Raw genomic sequence first — 21,800 nt, 5'->3', positions numbered from 1 at the left:
CCGTCTCGGGTCGGTGGCCGCTTTAGCGGCCGATGAATTCGGGGATGCGCTTGGCGGCGAAGGCTGCGCGGCCGCGCCGGTAGTCCTCGGTGCCGAAGCATTCATAGGCTTCGCTGCGCTCTTGCGCGCTTAACGCGCGCCCTTCCCGCAGCTGGCCTACGAAGCGTTTGTGCCAGCGGTTGACCAAGGGCGCGGCCGCGGCGATGCGGCGGGCCGTGGCGTAGGCCTGCTCGGCCACGCGCTCGTCGTCCACCACGCGGCTCAAGAGGCCCTTGGACATGGCTTCGTCGGCGCCGAATATGTTCCCTTCCAGCAGGATTTCCAGCACCCGCGCGGCGCCGACCACACGGATCAGATCGGCCAGTTCCTGGTGGTCCACGGTCAGCCCGATGCGGTTCACCGGGATGCCGTAGCGGCTGTTGCGCCCGCCGATGCGGATGTCGCACAAGGCGGCCAGTTCCAGCCCGCCGCCCACGCACACGCCTTCGATGCAGGCCACCGTGGGATGGCGCAGATGCTTGAGCGTGTCGGTCATGGACAAGGTGAAGAGCGCGTACTCGGCCGCCTGCGCCGCGCCATCGCGGTCTTCCTCGAAGCCGCCGATGTCGCTGCCGGCGCAGAAGGCGCCGCCGGCGCCGCGCAGCACCACGCAGCGCACCGCGTCGTCGGCGTCGAGTTCGCGCATGACCCGGCCGAACTCCCGGTACATGTCCAGCGTGAACGCGTTGCGCTTTTCCGGGCGGTTCATCAGCACGGTGGCCACGCCGTCGGCGTCGCGGCTCAGGTCTATGCTCATGCCGCTTCCTCCAGGCGCAGTTCAGTGCCCTTGAGCACCACCCTGCCGTCCAGTTCCAGCGTTGCGTCGGTGACGATGGTGTCGTAATGGGCCGCAGCCTTGACGGTGCCGCCGATGTAGGCGCTGGTGCCCAGCGCCAGCTGGATCGAGCCGTAGACCGATTCATCGGACAGCATGGTGCCGTCCAATTGGCAGCGCGGGTTCATGCCCACGCCCAGTTCGCCCAGGTTGTAGACCAGGGGATCGTTGAAGCTGGCCAGCAGGTCGCGGAACTGCCGCGCCACCGCCCCGCCCTCGATCGCCACCGCCATGCCTTTTTCCATATGGATGCGCACGGGTTCATCGCGGATCAGCGAGACGCCGGGGATGCTGGCGTTGACCACGATCACGCCTTCGGCCGTGCCTTCCACCGGCGCCAGGCTGGACTCCAGGCAATAACCCGCCGAAATGTCGGTGGTGTTGGCAAAGCCGTGCAGCGCGCGGCCCTGGCGGCCGGCGATGCTCATGGTCACGTCGGTGCCGAGTTCGCTGGTGACGCGGGCCGTGTCGGCGCGGGTCAGCGCGTCGGCCAGGCCCTGGATCTGCGGACGCAGCGCGTCGAAGTCGCAGTCCCAGCCTTCGGCCAGGAAGAAATCGGGCAGATGGGATTCGGGCAGCACGATCACGCCGACCCCGGCGCGCGTGGCCTGCTGGCGCGCATCGGTATGCGCGGCGTTGGCCCGCGTCAGGGCGATGACCAGGTCGGCCGCCTGCATGGCCTGGGCCACCACCGGCGACAACTGCCGGCCGTGGCGCGCGGAACCCGCGATCTGCAGCAGGTGCAGGCCGGCGCCCGCCTCGTCCACCGCGATGGCCAGGGGCTCGACGTTGTGGTGGGTGTGCAGGTCATACAGCACCAGCACTTCCATGCCCGGTTTGGCCGCGCCCAGCTGGCTGACCACTTTGCGGGCGTTCTTCAGTTTCAACAGCGTATGCATGCAGCGCTCCTCAAGCCGTTTGCGACGCGCGGGCGTCGGCGATGCGCTGGGCGTCCGCCACCGCGCACCCGAGGATGTCCAGGCCGCAGGCCAATTCCTCGTCGGTAATGGACAGGGGCGCCAGGAAGCGGATCACGTTGCCGTAAAAGCCCGCCTTCACCAGCACCAGTCCGCCCTGGTAGGCGGCCTGCACGATGTGGGCCGCCAGATCGCCGGCGGGACTGTCGTCGCCGTTGCCGCGCACGACCTCAAAGGCCACCATCGCGCCCAGGCCGCGCACGTCGCCGACGATGCCGTACTGTCCGGCCCAGGCAGTAAAGCGTTCGCGCACGCTGGCGCCGAGATCGCGGGCGCGCGCCGCGTAGTCCTCGCGCCGCATGACCGCGATGGTCGCGAGCGCTGCGGCGCAGGCCAGCGGGTTGCCGCCATAGGTGCCGCCCAGGCCGCCCACGGCGGGCGCGTCCATCAAGTCGGCGCGCCCCACCAGCGCCGCTATCGGCAAGCCGCCGCCCATGGACTTGGCCAGGGTGTAGAGGTCGGCCTCGATGCCGGCATGCTGGGTGGCGAACCATTCCCCGGTGCGGCAGAAGCCCGACTGGATCTCGTCGGCGATCAGCACGATGCCGTGTTGGGTGCAGTAGGCGCGCAGCGCCTGCAGGAAGGCGGGCGACGCGGCATGGAAGCCGCCCTCGCCCTGCACCGGCTCGATGATCACCGCGGCGACCTGCTCCGCGTTGATCTCGGTTTCGACCAGGCGGCGGAATTCACTGAAGGCCGCCTCGGCACATTCGGCCTCGGTCAGCCCCGAGCGGTAGCGCACCGGAAAAGGCGCGCGGTAGACCTCGGAAGCGAAGGGGCCAAAGCCAGTCTTGTACGCGGGCGCCTTGGCGGTCAGCGACAGCGCCATGTAGGTACGGCCGTGGAAGGCGTTCTCGAACGCCACCACCGCTTGCCGGCCGGTGGCGCGGCGCGCCACCTTGATGGCATTTTCCACGGCCTCGGCGCCGGTGGTCTGCAGCATGGCCTTCTTGGGCCAGGATCCGGGCACCAGCTCGACCAGCGCTTCGGCCAGTTCGATGTACTCCGGATACATGACGATGTTGAAGCAGGTGTGCAGATAGCGCGCGGCCTGCGCCTGGACGGCGACCACCACCTCGGGATGCGCATGGCCGACGTTCAGGGTACCGATGCCGCCGGCGAAATCAATGTAGGCATGCCCGTCCAGGTCGGTCAGCGTGGCGCCGCGGGCAGCGGCCGCGAATACCGGGGGCCCGTTGGCCACGCCCAGGGCGACGGCGGCGTTGCGCCGGGCCAGGTATGCCTGGCACTGCGGACCGGGAAGTTGAGGGGACTGCGCGGCGTCTTTCATTGCCCTGGGCTCCTTGGATGCGTGGGTACGGCGACGAAGTGCAGCCACTATATTCTTGTGCGTTTTATTGTGTCAATGCTGATTTACAACTATGCATTCTAAATTGTGCACAATCTTGAGTTCAAAAAAATGCTATGCTTCCCGCCATTCAACCCAGGTGCCTACATGCCCAATAAACGCGCGACTGCCTCAGCTGACGCCGCCGCCAAGGAAACACGCAAGGCGGCTTCCACCCACGAAGTCATACTGGATATGCGGGAACGTATTGCGTCGCAGGCCTTGCTGCCCGGCACCCGCGTGCCGGAAGAAGACCTGGCCCAGGCCTACGACATCCCTCGCGCCAAGGCGCGCGAAGTGCTGGCGACGCTGGAAGACCGCGCGCTGGTGGAACGGGTGCCCAACAAGGGCGCCGTCGTGGCCCTGGTGGACATGGAAACGACCTATCGGCTGTACCAGGTGCGCGAGGCACTGGACGGCCTGGCCGTGCGCCTGGCCATCGCCAATGCCACGCCCGCCGATTGGGAAGCGATGCAGGCCCTGCTGGGAGAGCCCTTCGAGCACAGCCTGAAGAGCGGCGACATCGAGGCCCACGTGGCCACGATCGAGCAGTTCCGCAACCACATCAAGGAACTGGCGCGCAATCCGGTACTGAGCGACATGATCGAGCGCATCTACGACCGCACCCGCGTGTCGATGCGCCGCGTGGCCCTGTTGCCGGGTCGTTCAGAGATGGGGATCAAGCAGTATCGCGCCCTGCTGGACGCAATGGTCCGCGGCGACGCCGACGAGGCCGAGCGCTGCGTGCGCGAATTGAACGGCAGCGCCCGCGACTACATCGAGCGCTACAAGAACTACGTGATCTGAATCGGGCCGGCCCCTTGCGGGCCGGCCTCGGGCAAGCCCGCGCCTCAGGGCGCGGCGGGCTCGTCGTAGTTGTTGAGCTTCACGCCCGAAACGCCCTGGACCGCGGACGACGCGGCCGGGGCTTTCTTTTCGGCGACCGGAGCCTGTGCCGCTGGCGCGCCCTGGTCCGGAGCCGCCGGCACCGTTGCTGCGGCGCCCGCCCCTGCTCCCGCCTCAACGCCTTCCTCGGCTGGACGCGACGCGCGCAGCTTGCGGCGGGACTCCTCCTGCTGCGCAATCAGCTTGTCCAATTCGGCCGCCACCGCCGTGGACTTGCCCGTCCTGGCCCAATCGGCCGGGGTCTGGCCCTTGGTATCGCGCGAGCCGACGTCCGCCCCCGCCTTGAGCAGCAGGTCCACCATGGGCTTGCGGCCCGACAGCGCCGCCATCATCAGCGGCGTTTCGCCATTGGGCGCGGGTGCGTTGACCATGGCCTGGTGCGCCAGCAGCAAGCGCGCCATTTCCAGCTGCCCCTTCGACGCCGCGTAGTGCAGCGGCGTCCAGCCCAGGCGGTTGACCTGGGCACCGCGGGCGATCAGCTTCTTGGCGCGCTCGGTCTGGCCGGCAATGGCCAGGTACATCAACGGCGTCTCGCCTGCCGGGTTCTCGGCGTTGACGTCGGTGCGCTTGTCGGCGGCAATCACGTCGAATACCTTCCAGGCGCCGTCGACCACCGCGCGCATCAACGCCGGTTGGCCATTCTTGTAGCGCACGTTGGGATCCTCACCGCGCGCCAGCAGTTCCTTGATGTCGTCCGGATAGTCGTTGGCGACATAGACCCACCAATCTCCGGGGTTGGCCGCCTGCGCCGCGGCCGGAACCGCCACACCGATGGCCAGCGCCAGCAGCGCTCCACGGCAACACGACAAGAGGGTGTTCTGGACGGAAGCGTTGCGGGCGGCCATGGATTTCCTATAAATTACTTTAAATAAATTAGATTAGATTATTTCTTTATCTTATTGAAAAGACGGAAGAAATTATCCGTAGATGCTTTGGCCACATCGGCCACCGGTATACCCCTGAGATCCGCAATCTTCTCCGCGACATGGATCACCTTGGACGGGTCGTTCAGCTTGCCACGATACGGCACCGGCGCCAGATACGGCGAGTCGGTCTCGATCAACAGACGATCCAGCGGCACCTTGGCGGCCACTTCATGCACGACCTGGGCATTCTTGAAGGTCACGATGCCGGACAGCGAAATATAGAAGTTCTGGTCCAGCGCGGCCTGTGCCACTTCCCAGCTTTCGGTAAAGCAATGCATCACGCCGCCGACCTCGGCCGCCTGCTCTTCGCGCAGCATGCGCACGGTGTCCTCGGCGGACGAGCGCGTGTGCACGATCAGGGGCAGGCCCGTGTCGCGCGCGGCGCGGATGTGGCGGCGAAAGCGTTCGCGCTGCCAGTCCAGCGGTTCGGACAGGCGGTAATAGTCCAGCCCGGTCTCGCCGATCGCCACGACCTTGGGGTGCTCGGACAGGCGCGCCAGCTCTTCGGGCGTGGGGTCGGGCGTGTCTTCGTAATCGGGGTGCACGCCGACCGAGGCCCACAGATTGGCCTGTGGTTCGACCAGGGACATCAGGCCGGGCCATTCCGGCATGTTGACGCTGACGACCAGCGCGTGCGTGACCTGGTTGGCGGCCATCCGGTCAAGAATGGCCGGCAGATCGGCGGCCAGTTCCGGAAAGTTCAAATGGCAGTGGGAATCGACGTACATGATGAGTCTGGATACAAGTGCCGCGGCGCTGCACCCGTTGCCGGATGAAGCGCCGCCGGATCAAGGGCTTACGCCAGGCAGGATAGCACCACGCGCTGCAAGGTCGCGTGGGCGAAGAGCTTGGCGTTCAGGGGATGGGTGGCCAGCGCGCGCTGACGCGTCAGCCAGCGCGCGGCCTCGGCCACCTTGGCCGGGTTCATGCGCGCGGCGACCTGCGCGACCGCGCCGCCCAGGGCCGGGAAATAGCGCGCGGGCGCGCCCGCGCTGGCCAGCATCAGGTCGGTGTACAGGCGCTGCAAGGCGTCGATCCACTCAGTGGCCGCCACCTTTTCCAGAGCCTCGGCCAAGGTGCCCACGTCGGGCGACTGCCCCTGGGACAGCGGCCCGACCAGCTGGGTCAGCCAGGGCGGACAAGCGGCTTCGCCCGACTGCGCCAGCCGCAGCGCCGCCAGCGGCGCGCCGCCCGCGGCGGCCAGCCATTCGCGGGCCGGCTCCACGTTCTGTCCGCGCAGCCATTGCAGCGCGGTGTCGGGATCCGGCGCCGGCAGCGGCAGGCGGCGGCAGCGCGACACCAGGGTGGGCAGCAGGCGGTCCGGCGCGTCCGCGACCAACAAGAAGACCGTGTGTGGCGGCGGTTCCTCCAGCACCTTGAGCAAGGCGTTGGACGAGACCACGTTCAGCGCATGGGCCGGATACAGCAACGCCACGCGCCAGCCGCCGCGGTGCGTGGCGGTGTTGAACCAGGATTCCAGCGAGCGGATCTGGTCTATGCGGATTTCCTTGGACGGCGCGCGCTTGGCCGTGCCCGTGGCCGGCTCGGCGTCTTCCGACGGTTCGGCGGCGTCCGCCCCTTCCTCCACGGCCACGGCTTCGGGCCGAATGCGGCGCAGGTCGGGATGGTTGCCGCTGGCGAACCAGGCACAGGCGGCGCAACGGCCGCAGGCCAGGCCGTTGTCCGGGGTCTCGCACAACAGGCTGGCTGCCGCGGCGACCGCGAAGTCCAGCTTGCCGATGCCGGCCAGTCCGTGAATCAGCCAGGCGTGGGCGAAGCGGTCGCGGTTGCCCAGCCAGGTGCGCGCCGTCTCGGCCTGCCAAGGCAGGAATTGCGGCGCGTTGGACGCCGTGGCGTCCTCCTCTTTGGCGGCGCGGGTCGCGTTCATGCCTGCTGCCCTAGAAGTTCCAGCAGCCCCGCCTCGAGTTCCACGCGGATCTGGGCGATGGATTGGGTCGAATCGACGATGCGGATGCGCTTCGGATCAGTCGCGGCGCGCGCATGGTAGGCCTCGCGGGTACGTTCGAAGAAAGCCGCCCCCTCGCGCTCGAAGCGGTCAGGTTCGCGCGCGTCGGCCAGCCGGGCGCGCGCGACTTCCAGCGGCACGTCGAACAGCCAGGTGCGGTCGGGCTGGCCGGCCTGCATCCAGTCTTCTAGCGCGGCCACGCGCGAGGCGCCCAGGCCGCGGCCGCCGCCCTGGTAGGCGTAGGTGGCGTCGGTGTAACGGTCGCAGACCACCCACGCGCCACGCGCCAGCGCCGGTTCGATGACTTGATGCAGGTGTTCGCAACGGGCGGCGAACATCAACAGCGTCTCGGTGTCCAGCCCCATGGGGTCGGTCAGCAGCAAGCCGCGCAACTTCTCGCCCAAGGGCGTGCCGCCGGGTTCGCGGGTGGACACCACGTCCAGCCCCTGCGCGCGCAGGAAATCGGCGATCCAGACGGTATGCGTGCTTTTGCCCGCGCCGTCCACGCCTTCCAGCGTGATAAAGCGTCCGCGCGTGGTCATTGGTCTTGTCCTTGTGCTTGTGCCTGTCCCTGGTCCGGCTCGGGCGCGGCTTCCGGCGTCGGCGCCGGGCTTGCGCTCGGCGCGGCTGCGGGCGTGCCGTTGGCCGGATTGCCATTGGCTGCGCCGCGGCCCGATGCCGGGCTGGGCGCGGCGTTCTGGCCCTGGCCCAGGATATAGCGGGAAACGTTGCGGTTGTGCTCGTTCAGATTGACCGAGAACTCGCTGGTGCCGTTGCCGCGGGAAACGAAAAAGAGAAACTTGTGCGTCTCGGGCTGCACCGCCGCCAGCAGCGCCGCGCGGCCCGGCGCCGCGATCGGCGTGGGCGGCAGGCCCGGCCGCGTGTAGGTGTTCCAGGGCGTGTCGGTCTGCAGGTCGCGCTTGCGGATGCGGCCCTGGTAGGCGTCGCCCATGCCGTAGATCACCGTCGGATCGGTCTGCAGCAGCATGCCGATCTTGAGGCGGTTGGTGAACACGCCGGCCACGCGGCGGCGGTCCGGGCCGTGGCCGGTTTCCTTTTCGACGATGGAAGCCAGCACCAGGGCCTCGTAGGGCGTGGTCACCGGCAGGTCCGGCTGGCGCTTGGCCCAGGTGTCCTGCAGGATACGCTGGCCTTCCTGGTAGGCGCGGCGCAACAGGTCGTAATCGGTGCTGCCCGGCGTGAAAATGTAGGTATCCGGGAAGAACAGCCCTTCCGGCTGCTTGATGTCGGAACCCAGGCGTTCCATCAATTCTTCATCGGTGGTCTCGCCCAGCGTCTGCTTGACGTCGGGATTCGCGCGCAGCGCCTGGCGGATCTGGCGGTAGGTCCAGCCCTCCAGGAAGGTGATCTGCCGCTGCGTCATGTCGCCGCGCGCCAGGCGTTCCAGCAGCTGCCAGGGCGAGTCGCCATTGATGGCCTGGTAGCCGCCGGCCTTCATCTGCTTGTCGCGTTCGGACAGGCGCGCCATCCAGATGAAACCGGGTTCCCAGACCGGCACGCCGGCCTCGTTCAGCGCCCGCGCGACCGTGCGCGGGCTGCTGCCCGGATCCACCACGAAATCTATCCTGTCGGCTTTCAGCTGCATGGGCTTGTGCGCCCAATACCAGGCGCCGCCCACGGCTGCGGCGGCAGCCAGCGCGATCAACAGGGAGAACCACAGGACGAAAAAAAAGAGTCGCTTCTTCATAAGTGTCGGAAGTTTAATTGATCGCGCGGACCTGTCGCGGCTAAAGAGGGGCAGAACGTCGTGCGCGCCCCTGCGCGCGGCGGGGACATGGCCCAGCCCGGAGGGGAACACGGCTATCATCAGCACTTTGATGACGCGATAACACCGCCTCCATGCACGCTTTCCATTCTTCGATTCCCGCCCGCGCGGAAGGTTGCGCGCAAGTCGCGCCGCTGGACGATTTCCTGATCTTCGCGGCTACCGGCGCGGACGCGCTCACTTTCCTGCACGGCCAGCTCACGCAGGACGTCACCGGGCTGCCCCAGGACGCCGCCCGCCTGGCCGGCTACTGCACCGCCAAGGGCCGCCTGCTGGCCACCCTGGTGATGTGGCGCGGCGCCCCCGGCGGCGCGGACGATGCGCCCCAACTCTACGGCCTGGTGCGCCAGGACTTGTCCCAGGCGCTGCTCAAGCGTCTGTCGATGTTCGTGCTGCGCGCCAAGGCCAAGCTCGCCGCCACGCCGCTGCATGTGGCGGGCGTGACGGCCTCGGCCGCCGAAGCCGCCGCGCTGGAAGCCGCGGCCGGCGCGCTGCCGCGTGCGCCCTGGCAACGCGTCGATCTGCCGTCCGGCACCTGGATCGCCGCGCCGTCCGCCGATGCGCGCCTGCGCTGGTGGTGGATCGCCTCCGACGAACAATTGGCCCAGTCGGCCGCACTGGCCGGCGCGCTCGGCCTGGCGCCAGCCGCGCAATGGCATACCGCCGACCTGGCCGCGGGCATCCCGTGGATCACAGCGGCCACGCAGGACATATTCATCCCGCAAACGGTCAACCTGGACCTGATCCAGGGCGTCAGCTTCACCAAGGGCTGTTATCCGGGCCAGGAAGTGGTGGCGCGCAGCCACTATCGCGGCACGGTCAAGCGGCGCATGGCTTACGGCACCATCGCGGATACTGCCGTCCAGGATCAGGCGCTGGCCGGCGTGGACGTCTATGACGCCACGCAGCCCGGCGAGCCCATCGGACGCGTCGTGGACGCGGCCGGCGAACACGGCCTTGTATCGGTGCTGTTCGAAACCACGCTGGCGGCGCTGCCCGAAGGCGACCTGCGCCTGGGCGCCGCGGACGGTCCGCGCATTGGGGCGGTTCCGCTGCCCTATTCCATCACGCCGTAAGCCCACGGTCCGCGAGGCCGCGCTGGCGCGGTTCCCAAGCCGTCGCGGCGCGCCCCTGCCGGCGCGCGCTCGCGCTGGCTGGTACTAGACCGCCACGCCGAACAGCGCGCCCACGCCCGCCGTCGCCGCCATCGCCAGACCGCCCAGGATCGTCACCCGCAACGCGGCCGGTCCCTTGGGCGCGCCGCCCGCGCCCGCCGCCAGGGCGCCCAGGCCGGCCAGACAGGCGACCGACGCGCCAATGACCCAGACGATCAATTGCGGCATGGGCGCCGTCGCCGCCACTGCCAGCGGCAGCGCCGCGCCGCCGGCGAACGATGCCGCCGACGCCACGGCGGCCTGCACCGGGCGGGCGCGGTTATGCATTGATATGCCCAGCTCGTCGCGAGCATGCGCATCCAGCGCATCGTGGCTGGTCAATTGCCGCGCCACCTGTTCGGCCAGCTCGCGGGTCAGGCCGCGCGCCACGTAGATGTCGATGAGTTCGGCCAGTTCTTCGCTGGAATTGCGCTTGAGTGAGCGCTGCTCCAGGCGCAGGTCCGCGGCCTCGGTATCGGCCTGCGACCGCACCGACACGTACTCGCCCGCCGCCATCGACAGCGCCCCGGCCACCAGGCCGGCCACGCCCGAAGTCAGGATGGCATCATGCGTAGCCTGGGCCGCCGCCACGCCGGTAATCAGGCTGGCGGTGGACACGATGCCGTCGTTTGCGCCCAGCACGGCCGCGCGCAGCCAGTTGCTGCGGAAAATCCGATGATGTTCTTTTGGAGGCATTGCCAGAAACCCATGCACCGCGCGATGAACGCGCCGCGGATCCGCCGACCAGGCGGGACCCGCAGCGCGCGGAATTCAACGCGGCGTCACGCGCACCGCGGTGAGCAAGCCTATCACGCAAAGCGTGGCCTGCTCGCCGTCGTAGGCATGCACCTCGACCTGGCAGACCGACAGGCGCTTGCCAGGCTTGACCACGCGGCCGCTGGCGACGTAGCGGCTACCCTTGGCGGGCGCCAGGAAGTTCATCTTGAACTCCGAGGTCAGCACGTCCTCGCCCGGCGCGAACAGGGTATAGGCAGCATAGCCGCCGGCGCTGTCGGCAATGGTCGTGGAAATGCCCGCATGCAGAAAGCCATTCTGCTGGCACAGGTCGGCGCGGTAAGGCAGCACGATGTCCACCCTGCCCGGCTCGACCACGTCCAGCGCCGCGCCCAGCAAGGTCATGATGCTCTGCCGGGCGAAGCTCTCCTGGACCCGCGCGGCCGGGTCCAGCTGCGCTTGCGATGGCGCCATGTCAGTCCTGCTCGCGCTTGACCAGGTTGACGATGCTGGAGAAGTCCAGCTTGCCCGAACCGCCGGAACTGTGCAGCGAATACAGATTGCGCGCCAGTTCGCCCAGCGGGATCGAGGCCCGCGCCGACAAGGCGGCCTCGGCCGCCAGGCCCAGGTCCTTCAGCATCAGGTCCACGCCGAAACCGCCCGCATAGCCCTTGGAGGCCGGCGCATGCTCCATCACGCCGGGCCAGGGGTTGTAGAGTTCCGTGGCCCAGTTGCGCCCGGAGCTCTTGGCGATGATGTCCGACAGCACCTTGGGATCCAGGCCGTTGGCCACGCCCAGCGCCAGCGCTTCGGAGGTGCCCGCCATCAGGATGCCCAACAGCATGTTGTTGCAGATCTTGGCCACCTGGCCGGCGCCGGCCGGACCCGCGTGGAAAATGTTCTTGCCCATCTTTTCGAGGACGGGACGGGCGCGCTCCAGCGCCGCGGCCTGGCCGCCGACGATGAAGGTCAGCGTGCCCGCGGCCGCGCCACCGGTGCCGCCGGAAACCGGGGCGTCGATCATGGCGATGCCGCGTACCTCGGCTGCCTGCGCGACCTTGCGCGCCGAGTCCGGCGCGATGGTGCTGCACTCGATGACCAGCGCGCTCGACGGGATCTTGCCCAGCAGGTCCTCGCCCAGGTACAGCCCTTCGACGTGCTTGCTGGCCGGCAGCATCGAGACCACCACCTCGGCGCCCTTGACCGCTTCCGAAGCGGACGCGGCGGCCTTGGCGCCGGCGTCCGTCAGGATCTTCACGGCCGCCGGCATCAGGTCGAAGACCGTCACACTATGGCCGGCCTTGACCAGATTCAATGCCATGGGCGCGCCCATATTGCCCAAACCGATAAACGCGATGCTGCTCATGATGTCTTGTCTCCTGTTGCTATTGCTATAGGTGTGAAACCATCGTGTACTGCGTTGCCGTGCCGGCGGGCGGCGGCGGATCCGCCGCCGCGGGCCCTAGCGCCCTTCCTGTCCCAGGTCCGCCAGCGGATGGGGTTCGCCCTCGGGCCAGGGCTCGTCAAAGAATTTCTGCACCCAGGCGTCGGTCGCCATGTCGATCACGGCGGGATTCCAGCGCGGCTTCTTGTCCTTGTCGATCAGCAAGGCGCGGATGCCTTCGGCGAAGTCGCCATGGCCGGTGCAGGCCAGCGCCGCGATGTATTCGGCGCGGAACACGTCGTCCAGCGAACGCAGGCGCAGCCGCTGCTGCAGCGCAAACGACAGGCGCACCGATCCGGGCGAGCCGGCCAGCATGGTCTGCGCCGCGCGCGCCAGCCACGGATCCTCGTGGTCCTTCAGCGCGGCCAGTTCTTCGTAGATGTCGTCCAGGCGGTTGCCGTTGCACAGACTGTTGATCAGGAACGAGTGATGACGCAGGCTGCCCGGCGCCAGCGGCGTCTTGGGTTCCAGCGCCGTCAGGGCGCGGCGCAGCAGGCCGTCGTTGATCGCGCGCGGGGGAATGGCGTCCTCCGCCGCGTCCGCCCCCTGGCCAGCCCAGGGCTGCTCCTCGAGCGAGGCCAGCAGCTTGGGCCAATCCGCGTGGTCCAGGCGGAAGTCCGCCAGACCGGCGAAAATCGCGTCCGACGTGCCCAACTGCGCGCCGGTCAGCGCCAGGAACAGGCCGAGGCGGCCCGACATGCGGTTCAGCAGCCAGCTGCCGCCCACGTCCGGGAACAGGCCGATGGTGACCTCCGGCATCGCCAGCCGGGAGGCTTCGCTGACCACGCGGTGGCTGGCGCCCATCATCAGGCCGATGCCCCCGCCCATGACGATGCCATGGCCCCAGCACAGCACCGGCTTGGGATAGGTGTGGATGCGGTAGTCCAGGCGGTACTCGTGCTCGAAGAAGCGGCGCGCGTAGGCGTTGTTCCAGCCCGGCTTGCCGGCGTTTTCAGTCATGCTGCGGTACAGGCCGTGCAGGTCGCCGCCCGCGCAGAAGGCCTTTTCGCCCGCGCCCTGCAGCACCACCAGGGCCACGCCGGGATCGCGTGCCCAGGCATCCAGCCGCTCGGCCAGTAGGTCCACCATTTCCAGCGACAGGCCGTTCAGGGTCTGCGGCGAATTCAGCGTCGCGATCCCGAACCGTACTCCATTGGCAGCGGTTTTTTCTTCGAACAGCACCGGTGCATTCATCTTATGTCGGCTCCTTTTTCCAACAATTGGCGGGCGATGATCACGCGCATGATCTCGTTGGTCCCTTCCAGAATCTGATGAACGCGAGTATCGCGCACCAGACGCTCCAAGGGATAGTCCCGCAGGTATCCGTAGCCACCGTGGATTTGTTGCGCATCCAGGCAGATCTGGAAACCCATGTCGGTGGCGAAGCGCTTGGCCATGGCGCAGTAGGTCGCCGCGTCGGGCGCCCCGGCGTCCAGCTTGCAGGCCGCCAGGCGCACCATCTGGCGCGCCGCCACCAGGTGCGTCGCCATGTCGGCCAGCTTGAACTGCAGGGCCTGGAACTCGGCCAGGCGGCGGTTGAACTGGCGCCGCTCGTCCATGTAGCGCCGGGCGGCGTCCAGCGCGCCCTGCGCCGCGCCCACCGAGCAGGTGGCGATATTGATGCGGCCACCGTCCAGGCCCTTCATGGCGATCTTGAAGCCCTCGCCTTCCTGGCCCAGCATGTTGGCCGCCGGCACGCGCACGTTTTCAAAGGTGATGGGACGGGTGGACTGGCTGTTCCAGCCCATCTTCTCTTCCTTGCGCCCGTAGCCTATGCCCTCGCTGTCGGCCGGAACGGCGAAGGCGCTGATGCCGCCCGCGCCCTCGCCGCCGGTGCGCGCCATGACCACCAGCAGGTCGGTGTCGCCACCGCCAGAAATGAAGGCCTTGGCGCCGTTGAGGATGTAGTCATCGCCCTGGCGCTGCGCCCGGGTCGACAGGGACGCGGCGTCCGAACCCGCGCCCGGCTCGGTCAGGCAGTAGGAGGCCAGCTTCTGGCCGCTGGCCAGCAAGGGTCCCCAAGCCTCGCGCAGCGCGGGCTGGCCCCAGTTGCCGACCATCCAGGTAGCCATGTTGTGGATGGTGAGGAAGGCCGTGGTCGACGGGTCCACCGCCGCCATTTCCTCGAATACCAAGGTGGCGTCCAGGCGCGGCAGCCCCAGGCCGCCGATGTCCTCGCTGGCGTAGATGGCGCAAAAGCCCATCTCGCCCGCCCGCGCGAAGGCTTCACGCGGGAAGATGCCCTCGGCGTCCCAGCGCGCCGCGTTGGGCGCCAGTTCGCCCTCGGCGTAGTCGCGCGCCGCCTGCGCAAAAGCGCGTTGCTCGTCGGTCAGTTCCAAGTCCACAGCCTGTCTCCTGTTGTACTGAGTATTGTCTGTTGGCGTTGCTGCCGTCTCGTGAACGCCAGCCCGTCGATTTTGACATGACGTTGACGTAAACGTAAATGCGTGACGATGCTTATGTTACGCCGGAAGCGGCAGCAGAATTTGTCCTATTTGCGACATTGTGCGGGGCGGCACGCCGCCCCTCGGAGCGCTGCCCTACAGCAGCCCGGCCGGGCGGACCCTGCCGTTCTTCGCCGTCTTGGCGCGGCGGTGTTCGGCGCGGCGGCGGCGCGATTCCTTGGGATCGAAACTCAGGCCGCGGTAGATTTCCACGCGGTCGCCGTCGGCCAGCCTGGCCTGCGGCTCGGTGGCGTGGCCGAAAATGCCCACGCCCCGGGTCCAGGGTTGCACCACCGGAAAGGCCTGGGCAAAGCCGCTGGCCGCCAGCGCATCGGCCACGGTGGCGCCATCGGGCAGGCGCAATTCACGCAGCCAGACGTGGCCCGGCAAGGCATAACAGACGCTGACGCCGATCTGCGCCACGGACGGCTCATTCGCCATACTTGGCCTGCGCGCGCTTGGTGAAGGAATCGATGAAGCTGGTGGCGATGCGGTTGAAGACCGGCCCCACCACCATTTCCAACGCCCGGTTGGAAAACGCGTACTCCATGGTGAACAGGACCTTGCAGGCGTCTTCGGCCAGGGGCTGGAACTCCCAGTGCCCCACCAGGCTGGAGAACGGCCCATCGACCAACTCCAGGTCGATCCGGTCGGGATAGACATGGGTGTTGCGGGTGGTGAAGCGTTGCTTCATGCCCGCGAAGCTGATCAGGATGGAGGCCTGCATGCCGTGCTCGTCGCGGGTCTGCACCTCGGCGCCGCCGCACCAGGGCATGAACTCGGGGTACTTCTCCACGTCGGCGACCAGATCGAACATCTGGGCGGCGCTGTAAGGCACCAGGACGGATCGTTGTACTTTGTGCATCGACTATCGCAAATGGCTAGAATGGCACGATTTTACCGGCACAACACGACCTGGGGCCAGAACACGCCTCGCGGCAGGCTGCGGCACCCAGGCACAAGGGCTTTATGAGCATTATCGACAATCGCAAGGCCACGCACGACTATTTCATCGAAGACCGCTACGAGGCCGGCCTGGTGCTGCAAGGCTGGGAAGTCAAGGCGATCCGCGATGGCCGCGTGCAGCTCAAGGAAAGCTACGTCATCGTGCGCGACGGCGAGCTGTACCTGCTGGGCATGCACGTCAGCCCCCTGCCCACGGCCTCCACCCATATCCACCCCGATGCCATGCGCACGCGCAAGCTGCTGCTCAAGGCCGAGGAAATCAGCAAGCTCATCGGCAAGGTCGAGCAGCGCGGCTACACGCTGGTGCCGCTCAACCTGCATTACAAGAACGGGCGCATCAAGCTGGACTTCGCGCTGGGCCGCGGCAAGAAGATGTTCGACAAGCGCGACACCGCGCGCGAAAAAGACTGGCAGCGCGAAAAGGAACGCATCATGAAGCACGACACCCGCGCCCCGCGCAAGAGCAAGGACGATTGATTCAGGCGGCCTCGGGCAACGGCTGGCGCTCAGCCTCCTGCCCCGGGCCCGTGATGCGGTTGCGCCCTGCAGCCTTGGCCGCATACAGCTTGCGGTCGGCACGTTCGAAAAATGCCTGCAGGCTCTCCCCGGGCATCCAGTCCGCCACGCCGGCGCTGAAGGTATAGGAAATAGTGCTGCCACCGTGCGCACAGGGCGTGCGCCGCACCGAATCCAGCAGGCGCTCCGCCACGTCCATCACCGCATCGCTGCGCATGTCGGGAAACAGCACCGCGAATTCCTCGCCGCCGACCCGCCCGACGTGGTCGCCGGTGCGCAGCGTGGCGGTGGCCAGCAGGCCGAAATGCCGCAGCACCGCGTCGCCGGCCGCATGGCCGTGAGTATCATTGATGCGTTTGAAATAGTCGATGTCCAGCAACAGCAGCGTCAGCGGCCGCCGCGTGCGCAAGGCCTGGGCGCAATAGCGCTCGGCCTGCAGCCACCACGCCTTGCGCGACATCAGGCCCGTCAGGAAATCCGTGCTGGCCTCCTGTTCGCGGTCCGCCAGCATCCGGTCGTGGATGATCATGATGGTGCCCAGGGTCAGGCATGGCATCGTCAGCACGCCCAGCGTCATGAACGCGATGTTCCACGCCGTGGGCTGCAGCAGGGCCTGCGCCGTCGCGATATCGAACAGGTAGACGGCGGCGCGCGCCGCGCACACCGCCGCGGACACCAGCGCCACCACGCGCACGAAATGGTAGCTGTAGCGGGACCGGTTCATCGGCATGCCGCGCTTGACCGTCATGGCGATGGCCGCCATGAACCCGAACATCAGCCCGGACATGACCACCATGCGAGGTCCGACCTCGGGTTCGATGTAGGTGTAGAACGCCAGCACCAGCAACGTTGCGCTGGAAGCCAGCGCCATGAGGCGCCTGGGCACGGTAAGGCCCACCAGCCGGCGCAATCCCGTGTAATACGCGCATAGCGCCAGGACCACGGCGGTATTGCTGGCGATCACCGACACCCACAACGGCGCCTCGGTGACCTGGAAGGCATAGAGCCCGAACGCCGCCAGCGTCAGCAGGTTGGCGCGTATCGCCTCCTTGATGCCCGCCATGCCGCTGCGGGCCAGGGACCCCAGCACGCACAGCGCAAGCACTCCCGCCAATGCCGCTATCAAAAGCAAGTTAACGGGAGCGATCATCGCCAGGCGCCGCCAGACGCGGTTATCAGCTGTTGCGGGTGGACTTCACGATGGTCATGGCGGAAGCAATCATGCCGCCCACATCCGCCAGGTTCGCCGGCAGAATCAGCGTGTTGCCTTCCTTGGCGACGTTACCGAACGCCTCGACGTAGCGCTCGGCGACCTTCAGGTTCACGGCTTCCATGCCGCCGGGCTGGCGCACGGCGTCGGCCACCTGGGTGATGGCCTTGGCGGTGGCCTCGGCAATCGCCAACACCGCAGCGGCCTCGCCCTGCGCCTGGTTGATCTGCGCCTGCTTTTCGCCTTCGGAACGGGCAATCGCGGCTTCGCGCTCGCCGGTGGCGATGTTGATCTGCTCCTGGCGGCGGCCTTCGGAGGCCGCGATCAGGGCGCGTTTTTCACGCTCGGCGGTGATCTGGGCCTGCATCGAACGCAAGATCTCGTTGGGCGGGGTCAAGTCCTTGATCTCGTAGCGCAGCACCTTCACGCCCCAGTTCAGCGCCGCCTCGTCCAGCGAAGCGACGATGTTGCTGTTGATGGAATCGCGCTCTTCGAAGGTGCGGTCCAGCTCCATCTTGCCGATGACCGAACGCAGGGTCGTCTGCGCCAGCTGCGTGATGGCCGAGATGTAGTTCGACGAACCGTAGGAGGCGCGCATCGGGTCGGTCACCTGGAAGTACAGCACGCCGTCGACCTGCAGCTGCGTGTTGTCGCGCGTGATGCAAACCTGGCTGGGCACGTCCAGCGGGATTTCCTTGAGCGAATGCTTGTACGACACGCGCTCGATGAACGGGATGACAAAGCCCGCGCCGGGCGACAAGACCCGGTCGAACTTGCCCAGGCGCTCGACCACCCAGGCGTGCTGCTGGGGCACGATGGCGATGGCCTTGATGACTATCAGTATCGCCAACGCGACGATGACAAGCAGGACGATGGTGGATGTATCGATCATCATGATTCGGAGCCTCTCCTTCTGGTAAATACACTCGCGGGAATAGCCCGAAAACACGGACGCCCGCTGCCGGCCCCGCCCGCGGCGGGTCGGCGCTGATCAGGCCGATCCCGGCGTGCCCCTGGGGGCCAGCACCAGAATCGAGCCGCGCATTTCGATGATGGTTTGTTCGCCAGCCACCGGCGCCTGGCCCTGGGCCAGCTCCGCCTGCCAGTGCGCGCCGCGGTACCAGACGCGCGCGGTGCCCTGGTCGGACCAGGCCTCGACCGACACGGTCTGGCCGATGTCCAGGTTCACATCGGCATTGCGGGCGGAATCGACCTCGCGCTTTTTCAGCACGCGCGTCTTGCGCAGGACCAGCAGGCCCAGCAGCAGCACGATGCCGCAGCCCACCAGTTGCCACTCCAGGCCCGCGCCCAACCATGCGGCCACGCCGCCTGCCGCCAGGCCCAGGGCCACCAGCAGCAGATAGAAAGTCCCCGTCGCCAGTTCCCCGATCAGGGCCAGCGCGGCCAGTCCCAGCCAGATCCACATAGTCTTTGTTCGCCCGAAAGGATGAGTATGTGAGCGGAATTGTACGTATTTCCGGGACGGAACGGGAAAGGCGCTTGAGTCGCGGACCGGAGCGCTGGATTATGATGTGCGCTGGCGGTGGAAATCCCTGTGGAACCCGGCGCCCGCATCCTTTACGCACAAGCCTCCAATGACCGCTGCAATACCCTCCGCTCTACCCGTCCTGATCCTGCACACCGGCGATCCGGACGATACGCTCAAAAGCCAGTTCGGCGGCTATGCCGAACAACTCGCGCAGGCCGCCGGCCTGAGCGCCGAGGCCATGGAAATCGTGCCCGTGCACGAAGGCAAGCGGCCGCAGGCCCCCGCCCGCTATCGCGCCGCCCTGATCACGGGCTCGCCCGCCATGGTGACCGACAAGGAACCCTGGAGCGAGGACACCGCCGCCTGGCTGCGCGAAGCCGCCGCGGCCGGCCTGCCCATGTTCGGCGTGTGCTACGGCCACCAGCTCCTGGCCTACGCCCTGGGCGGCAAGGTCGGCTACAACCCCGCCGGACGCGAGGTCGGCACCCAGACGGTCGAACTGCTGCCGCCCGCCGCCGGCGACAAGCTGCTGGCCGGACTGCCGCCCACCTTTCCCGCCCAGATGCTGCACGCGCAGACCGTGCTGCAACCGCCCCCCGGCGCCGCCGTACTGGCGCGCTCGGACCTGGACGAGCACCAGATGATCCGCATCGGCCGCAACGTGTTCTCGACCCAGTTCCACCCCGAATTCGGTCCTGACTTCATCCGCGCCCACCTGGAACGCTTCGGCCGCCGCTACGCGGCTGAAAACCTGGACGTCCCGGGGCTGTCCGCCAATGTCCGCGCCACCCCCGTGGCCGGCGGCCTGTTGCGGCGCTTCCTCGACGCCTACGCGCCCGCGTAGCCGCCCCGCGCGGCCGCCGCGCAATATACGGAGTGCGGCGGCGGCAGGCTTTTGAGACGATAAGTCCAAGCGCGCAAATCCACGCGCAACAGGAGCTTTTCCATGAACCAAGCCGCCGCCCTGAGCAAACAGCACGCCGCCGCCATCGAACGCGCCTGCCGCGCCCTGGAAGCCGAGCAGCCGCCGGACCTGTCCACGCTGGCCGAGCAGGCCGGCATGAGCCGCTTCCATTTCCACCGCGTCTTCAAGGCGGCCACCGGCATCACCCCCAAGGCCTACGCCGACGCCCTGCGCGCCGGCCGTACCCGGCAGCAGCTCAAGCAGAGCGCCAGTGTCACCGACGCCATGTACGACGCCGGCTTCAATTCCAGCGGCCGCTTCTACGAAGCCGCCCCCGCCATCCTGGGCATGACCCCCACCGCCTTCCGCAAGAACGGTCAGGGCGTGGAGATCCGCTTCGCGGTGGCGCAATGCTCCCTGGGCGCACTGCTGGTGGCGGCCAGCGACACCGGCATCTGCGAGATCGCCCTGCATGAAGATCCCGAGCAACTGGTGCGCAACCTGCAGGACCGCTTCAAGGCCGCCCGCCTGATCGGCGCCGACGCGCAGTTCGAAGGCTGGGTCGCGGCCGTGGTCGGCTTCGTCGAAGATCCCTCGCGTGGCCTGGACCTGCCGCTGGACGTGCGCGGCACCGCCTTCCAGCGCCAGGTGTGGCAAGCGCTGCGCGAGATCCCCGTGGGCGAGACCGCCACCTACACCGACATCGCCGAACGCATAGGCTCGCCACGCGCCGTGCGGGCCGTGGCGCGCGCCTGCGCCACCAACAACATCGCGCTGGCCATCCCCTGCCACCGCGTGGTCCGCACCGACGGCTCGCTGGCCGGCTACCGCTGGGGCATAGACCGCAAGCGCGAACTGATTGCGCGCGAAGCGCTGGCGGCATAAAGCCTGCCAGCGCCCTCGGCATCCTTGGCGACAGTCGTCAAAACTGAAAGACCGAAGATGCACGAATGTTGTTGAATTCCTTGATCGCGGATTCGAACTGCGCCGTCTCGGCCGAGGACAGTATGAAAGTGTCCGACGCGTCCTGGCGTTTGATGATCGCCGCCAGATTCGGTGCCGATATGCCCTGCGCTTTCGAGAAATCGAGCGCGCCTTTGCCTTCGGCATACAGCCGTTCCAATGTGTCTTTGGAAGACGCCAGGGATTTCCAGGGGTCGGTGCTGGCCGTGACCCTGACGATGATGTGATTATTCTTGACCCGATTTCCTGCGTAGGACAATCCGGCGATCTCGTCGTAAGCCAGGCTCTTGCCGTCGAGTTTTTCCAGCGGCAGCACCCCCGGCTCCTGCGCCTTGCCCGCAATCACGATGGCATGAATACCCGGTTTTTCAGTATAGGCAGCGGATGTGCTTCCCTGCAGAAAGCGCAACCCGAAACTCGCGAACGGCACCGTATCCGCTCCCTCCTGAATTGCGCGCTCGACGACTTGACTGAATGAATCGCCGAAGACAGATGCGTACTCCGCGTACGGATTGACAGGAATGGGGATTCTCTTGCTGACCTCAATAACGGTTTCCAGCGTCTTGGTGAAATCGGTCTTTTCCTTTTTCTTGCTGAGAAAGAGATCCATCACGATGCTGGTCACCAGATAATCTTCCCCGCTCAAGTTGAAAGTATCCAACAGAGGGAGACTCTTGATCGGGATTTCGACCCGTCCATCGTCATAGGTCTTAACGTCGAATTTGTAGACGCGGCTAATGGTCAGCGTCGTGGATGAACTATTCCGTTTCCTGGAATTTATGCTCATCTTCGCCGTAATGGCCACCTCTTTGTCCTTGGTGAACCATCCGTTTTCCTTGAACAGGACGGCACGCTCCAGGAAGATTGACGCCGCATCGGTCTTGATATCGAAAGATCCCGCCGGCAGGCCGCCAGCAATGGGCACGATGGTCGCGCCCCCTGAAACATCGGCTGCCAAGGCAGAGTCCCCCAGCAGCGACGCTCCCAGGCAAAGCGCAGCAACTACAGATGCCGTTTTCATGCTTTCCCCTTTTCGTGGCATTGCCACGGCCAAATTCAGCATTTACGGATCCGGCGGACTGCGCAAGCCGGTAATGGCAAAGATTGTCCTACCCGGACTCGGGCTTGCCAAGCCCCATGTGAGCCAGCAAAAACCCGAATAAAAAAACCCCGCGTCCTCTCGGACGCGGGG

At 67.1% G+C, this 21,800-nt stretch carries 24 protein-coding genes; 5 read left to right on the top strand and 19 right to left on the bottom strand.

Features of this window, described 5'->3' with window-relative positions:
• Positions 1 to 22: 22 nt before the first annotated feature.
• The 3 genes from AC6LKD_RS17375 to gabT are packed head-to-tail and all read right to left on the bottom strand — an operon-like array spanning position 23 to position 3,142.
• On the bottom strand, positions 23 to 796 hold the full coding sequence (locus tag AC6LKD_RS17375; protein ID WP_013393479.1) for an enoyl-CoA hydratase/isomerase family protein: 774 nt from the start codon (positions 794 to 796) through the stop codon (positions 23 to 25).
• On the bottom strand, positions 793 to 1,773 hold the full coding sequence (locus AC6LKD_RS17370) for an aminopeptidase (protein WP_498116929.1): 981 nt from the start codon (positions 1,771 to 1,773) through the stop codon (positions 793 to 795). The genes AC6LKD_RS17375 and AC6LKD_RS17370 overlap by 4 nt, the downstream gene beginning before the upstream one ends.
• 10 nt (positions 1,774 to 1,783) lie before the next feature.
• Positions 1,784 to 3,142, bottom strand: coding sequence for a 4-aminobutyrate--2-oxoglutarate transaminase (gene gabT / locus AC6LKD_RS17365; RefSeq protein WP_498116928.1), 1,359 nt, complete (start codon positions 3,140 to 3,142; stop codon positions 1,784 to 1,786).
• A 165-nt stretch (positions 3,143 to 3,307) separates the two neighbouring features.
• Between gabT and AC6LKD_RS17360 the strand changes: the two genes are divergently transcribed.
• Positions 3,308 to 4,006 (top strand): GntR family transcriptional regulator, encoded by a 699-nt coding sequence (locus tag AC6LKD_RS17360; RefSeq protein ID WP_498116927.1) that lies wholly within the window; start codon positions 3,308 to 3,310, stop codon positions 4,004 to 4,006.
• Between the two features lie 44 nt (positions 4,007 to 4,050).
• Here AC6LKD_RS17360 and AC6LKD_RS17355 read toward each other — a convergent pair whose 3' ends face one another.
• From AC6LKD_RS17355 to mltG, 5 genes are all read right to left on the bottom strand, one after another.
• Positions 4,051 to 4,950 (bottom strand): ankyrin repeat domain-containing protein, encoded by a 900-nt coding sequence (locus AC6LKD_RS17355; protein WP_498116926.1) that lies wholly within the window; start codon positions 4,948 to 4,950, stop codon positions 4,051 to 4,053.
• Positions 4,951 to 4,988: 38 nt separating this feature from the next.
• On the bottom strand, positions 4,989 to 5,759 hold the full coding sequence (locus AC6LKD_RS17350) for a TatD family hydrolase (protein WP_498116925.1): 771 nt from the start codon (positions 5,757 to 5,759) through the stop codon (positions 4,989 to 4,991).
• 68 nt (positions 5,760 to 5,827) lie between these two features.
• A complete protein-coding gene (gene holB, locus AC6LKD_RS17345) occupies positions 5,828 to 6,919 on the bottom strand; it encodes a DNA polymerase III subunit delta' (protein ID WP_498116924.1) in 1,092 nt (363 codons plus the stop codon).
• Positions 6,916 to 7,539, bottom strand: coding sequence for a dTMP kinase (gene tmk / locus AC6LKD_RS17340; protein ID WP_498116923.1), 624 nt, complete (start codon positions 7,537 to 7,539; stop codon positions 6,916 to 6,918). The genes holB and tmk overlap by 4 nt, the downstream gene beginning before the upstream one ends.
• The gene (mltG, locus tag AC6LKD_RS17335) at positions 7,536 to 8,705 is read right to left on the bottom strand and encodes an endolytic transglycosylase MltG (protein WP_498116922.1); all 1,170 of its coding nucleotides are present in this window, start codon (positions 8,703 to 8,705) and stop codon (positions 7,536 to 7,538) included. The genes tmk and mltG overlap by 4 nt, the downstream gene beginning before the upstream one ends.
• A gap of 152 nt (positions 8,706 to 8,857) precedes the next feature.
• Between mltG and ygfZ the strand changes: the two genes are divergently transcribed.
• Positions 8,858 to 9,859, top strand: a complete 1,002-nt coding sequence (ygfZ, locus tag AC6LKD_RS17330; protein WP_013393470.1) for a CAF17-like 4Fe-4S cluster assembly/insertion protein YgfZ — start codon at positions 8,858 to 8,860, stop codon at positions 9,857 to 9,859.
• A gap of 84 nt (positions 9,860 to 9,943) precedes the next feature.
• On the opposite strand, the gene AC6LKD_RS17325 is transcribed toward ygfZ, so the two are convergent.
• The 7 genes from AC6LKD_RS17325 to AC6LKD_RS17295 form a co-directional block, all read right to left on the bottom strand.
• The gene (locus AC6LKD_RS17325) at positions 9,944 to 10,633 is read right to left on the bottom strand and encodes a VIT1/CCC1 transporter family protein (protein WP_013393469.1); all 690 of its coding nucleotides are present in this window, start codon (positions 10,631 to 10,633) and stop codon (positions 9,944 to 9,946) included.
• 75 nt (positions 10,634 to 10,708) lie between these two features.
• Positions 10,709 to 11,146, bottom strand: coding sequence for a PaaI family thioesterase (locus AC6LKD_RS17320; RefSeq protein ID WP_013393468.1), 438 nt, complete (start codon positions 11,144 to 11,146; stop codon positions 10,709 to 10,711).
• Between the two features lies 1 nt (position 11,147).
• The gene (mmsB, locus tag AC6LKD_RS17315; protein WP_158307676.1) at positions 11,148 to 12,119 is read right to left on the bottom strand and encodes a 3-hydroxyisobutyrate dehydrogenase; all 972 of its coding nucleotides are present in this window, start codon (positions 12,117 to 12,119) and stop codon (positions 11,148 to 11,150) included.
• Between the two features lie 15 nt (positions 12,120 to 12,134).
• A complete protein-coding gene (locus tag AC6LKD_RS17310; RefSeq protein ID WP_013393466.1) occupies positions 12,135 to 13,310 on the bottom strand; it encodes an enoyl-CoA hydratase/isomerase family protein in 1,176 nt (391 codons plus the stop codon).
• Entirely contained in the window at positions 13,307 to 14,461 is a 1,155-nt protein-coding gene (locus AC6LKD_RS17305; protein ID WP_013393465.1) for an acyl-CoA dehydrogenase family protein, read from the bottom strand. Before AC6LKD_RS17305 ends, AC6LKD_RS17310 begins: the two co-directional genes overlap by 4 nt.
• Before the next feature lie 195 nt (positions 14,462 to 14,656).
• Positions 14,657 to 15,001, bottom strand: a complete 345-nt coding sequence (locus tag AC6LKD_RS17300) for an RnfH family protein (protein WP_013393464.1) — start codon at positions 14,999 to 15,001, stop codon at positions 14,657 to 14,659.
• Entirely contained in the window at positions 14,991 to 15,425 is a 435-nt protein-coding gene (locus AC6LKD_RS17295; protein WP_006223413.1) for a type II toxin-antitoxin system RatA family toxin, read from the bottom strand. Before AC6LKD_RS17295 ends, AC6LKD_RS17300 begins: the two co-directional genes overlap by 11 nt.
• Before the next feature lie 104 nt (positions 15,426 to 15,529).
• Between AC6LKD_RS17295 and smpB the strand changes: the two genes are divergently transcribed.
• Entirely contained in the window at positions 15,530 to 16,003 is a 474-nt protein-coding gene (gene smpB, locus AC6LKD_RS17290) for an SsrA-binding protein SmpB (RefSeq protein WP_013393463.1), read from the top strand.
• Between the two features lies 1 nt (position 16,004).
• Here smpB and AC6LKD_RS17285 read toward each other — a convergent pair whose 3' ends face one another.
• The 3 genes from AC6LKD_RS17285 to AC6LKD_RS17275 all read right to left on the bottom strand — a co-directional run bounded on the left by AC6LKD_RS17285 (position 16,005) and on the right by AC6LKD_RS17275 (position 18,678).
• The gene (locus AC6LKD_RS17285; RefSeq protein WP_013393462.1) at positions 16,005 to 17,192 is read right to left on the bottom strand and encodes a GGDEF domain-containing protein; all 1,188 of its coding nucleotides are present in this window, start codon (positions 17,190 to 17,192) and stop codon (positions 16,005 to 16,007) included.
• Positions 17,193 to 17,217: 25 nt separating this feature from the next.
• Complete coding sequence (locus AC6LKD_RS17280; RefSeq protein ID WP_041655510.1) at positions 17,218 to 18,144, bottom strand: SPFH domain-containing protein; 927 nt, start codon at positions 18,142 to 18,144, stop codon at positions 17,218 to 17,220.
• Between the two features lie 99 nt (positions 18,145 to 18,243).
• Positions 18,244 to 18,678, bottom strand: coding sequence for an NfeD family protein (locus tag AC6LKD_RS17275; protein ID WP_013393460.1), 435 nt, complete (start codon positions 18,676 to 18,678; stop codon positions 18,244 to 18,246).
• 169 nt (positions 18,679 to 18,847) lie between these two features.
• Between AC6LKD_RS17275 and AC6LKD_RS17270 the strand changes: the two genes are divergently transcribed.
• Together AC6LKD_RS17270 and AC6LKD_RS17265 are read left to right on the top strand one after the other, a co-directional pair.
• A complete protein-coding gene (locus tag AC6LKD_RS17270) occupies positions 18,848 to 19,585 on the top strand; it encodes a glutamine amidotransferase (protein WP_013393459.1) in 738 nt (245 codons plus the stop codon).
• A gap of 102 nt (positions 19,586 to 19,687) precedes the next feature.
• Positions 19,688 to 20,530 carry a bifunctional transcriptional activator/DNA repair enzyme AdaA gene (locus tag AC6LKD_RS17265; protein ID WP_013393458.1) on the top strand — a complete coding sequence of 281 codons (843 nt, stop codon included), beginning with the start codon at positions 19,688 to 19,690 and terminating at the stop codon, positions 20,528 to 20,530.
• 37 nt (positions 20,531 to 20,567) lie between these two features.
• Here the strand turns inward: AC6LKD_RS17265 and AC6LKD_RS17260 are convergent, their stop codons facing one another.
• Positions 20,568 to 21,671 carry a hypothetical protein gene (locus AC6LKD_RS17260; protein WP_013393457.1) on the bottom strand — a complete coding sequence of 368 codons (1,104 nt, stop codon included), beginning with the start codon at positions 21,669 to 21,671 and terminating at the stop codon, positions 20,568 to 20,570.
• Positions 21,672 to 21,800 lie beyond the last annotated feature (129 nt).

It is taken from the genome of Achromobacter sp. D7-1, from assembly GCF_059760445.1.
The sequence above is the reverse complement of the archived record's forward strand: the minus strand, read 5'-3'. Positions and strand labels throughout refer to the sequence as shown.